Annotated in this window: 3 protein-coding genes; all 3 read left to right on the top strand. The window is 67.7% G+C overall.

The features are described from left to right. Positions 1 to 451: 451 nt before the first annotated feature. Positions 452 to 721: a phosphopantetheine-binding protein gene (locus tag ACWEBX_RS40040; protein ID WP_386987646.1), complete on the top strand. Its 270-nt coding sequence runs from the start codon at positions 452 to 454 to the stop codon at positions 719 to 721. Further along, positions 714 to 1,481 carry an SDR family NAD(P)-dependent oxidoreductase gene (locus tag ACWEBX_RS40035; RefSeq protein WP_451889621.1) on the top strand — a complete coding sequence of 256 codons (768 nt, stop codon included), beginning with the start codon at positions 714 to 716 and terminating at the stop codon, positions 1,479 to 1,481. The genes ACWEBX_RS40040 and ACWEBX_RS40035 overlap by 8 nt, the downstream gene beginning before the upstream one ends. A 25-nt stretch (positions 1,482 to 1,506) precedes the next feature. After that, positions 1,507 to 1,779, top strand: a 273-nt coding sequence (locus ACWEBX_RS40030; RefSeq protein ID WP_451889620.1) for a hypothetical protein, incomplete at its 3' end; no start/stop codon positions are given.

Raw genomic sequence — 1,779 nt, 5'->3', positions numbered from 1 at the left:
CCCCACCCTTGCCCCCTGGATGTCGAGACTGCCGCACGCGTGACGCGTCCGATGGTATGTCGATCGACGAAGCCCACTGATTCGGTCGATGCCGGGACCCGGGCATTGCGTACCCCTAGGAGGGCCCGTTTTGGCCTTTACTTGGGCTCACATAGATCGACGCTATGGATGGCCTCGATGAAGAGTCAAGGAGGCTTTACTTTACTTTACTCTGCATGGGAATCCCTTTCCTTTGGGTGGATTTTTGGTTCATTTTGTCCGAGAAGTGGAGTGATGGGATCCGTGCGTCGACATGGGGTTTTACGCGAGCGCCTCCCCAGCGGCCCAGTGGGTGTCCCGAATCCTGCTGCATAACGGCCTTGCTGGCTCATTCGCCGCTCTGGTGACATGGATTTGCCCGGCTGGAGGTTGCCGGCCGGTCCTGCTCCTGTCACATCTACGGAGGAACGCAATGACCACCGTGTCGAATGCCGCCCAGGTCGAAATCATCGAGCTGCTCAAGGAGGTCAAGCCCGGCATAGCCGACCAGGCGATCGAGCCCGGACAGTCCGTGGTCGAGGACCTAGGCCTCGACTCGCTGGACCTGCTGCAGCTCGCCCGCCGCATCAACCGGCACTTCGGCGTCGAGTTCGACCTCGACCAGTGGAACGCCGAAGCCGACGAGCACCACCGCAGCATCGCCTCGATCGTGGCCGTCGTGGCCGCCGGCAGTCGTGCCTGAGCCGGCCGCGGCCACCCGCGTCGCGCTCGTCACGGGTGGTTCCCGGGGAATCGGCGCCGCCGTCTCGCACCGCCTCGCCGCCGACGGACTGACCGTGCACCTCGTCTGCCGCAGCGCCCTGGACGCCGGACGCCGTGTGGTCAAGGAGATCGAGGCGGGCGGCGGCCGCGCCGTCCTACACCAGGCGGACATCGGCGACGAGGCCGAGGTCGAGGACCTGGTCGAGCGGGTGACCGCGCAGGAGGGCGCCCTGCACGTCCTGGTCAACAACGCGGCCGTGATCGACGACCAGCTCCTCGCGGTGACCCGTACCGACCGCTGGGAGAACGTCCTGCGGACCAATCTCACCGGCCCCTTCCTCACCAGCAGGGCGGTCCTGCCGACGATGCTGGACCAGGGCTGGGGCCGCGTCATCAACATCTCCTCCAACTCGGCCCGTACCCCGGGACCGGGACAGAGCGCCTACGCGGCGTCCAAGGGCGGCCTCGAAGCCCTCACCCGTGCCCTGGCCGTCGAGGTCGGACGCAAAGGCATCCGGGTCAACTGCGTGGCGCCCGGCAAGGTCCGCACCGAGATGACCGCGGCCGTCGCCGACCAGCTCGGCTCCGACAGCGACGGCACCCGCTGGGGGCTGCCCGAGGACATCAGCGGACTCGTCGCCTTCCTCGCCCGTGACGAGGCGGACTACATCCAGGGCCAGACGTTCACGGTGGACGGCGGCCGCATGGTCATGCGCAGCCCGGGCCGGCGATCCCGGTGAACCAGGGGCGAACGGAGGAACAGCCGTGGGGGCCGTGAAGTACTGGGAGGACCTGGCACACGCACCGGTGCGCCGGTTCGGACCCGTCGTGTTCGGCAGCGCGCTGCTCGACCAACTCCTCGACCTGATGGGAGAGAAGCACCCGGTGCACGACAGCGACGACTTCGCCCAGGGCACCGACCGCCGGCAGCGCATCGTGCCCGGAGGCTTCATCCACTCCATCACCTCGGGCTGGGTGGTCCAGCACGGCTCCCCGGCCGCCATCGTCGGCCTGCGCAGACTGAGCTGGGACTTCGTC

The sequence above is a fragment of the Streptomyces sp. NPDC005070 genome (assembly GCF_053600395.1).
This window is presented reverse-complemented; position numbering and strand designations above follow the sequence as displayed.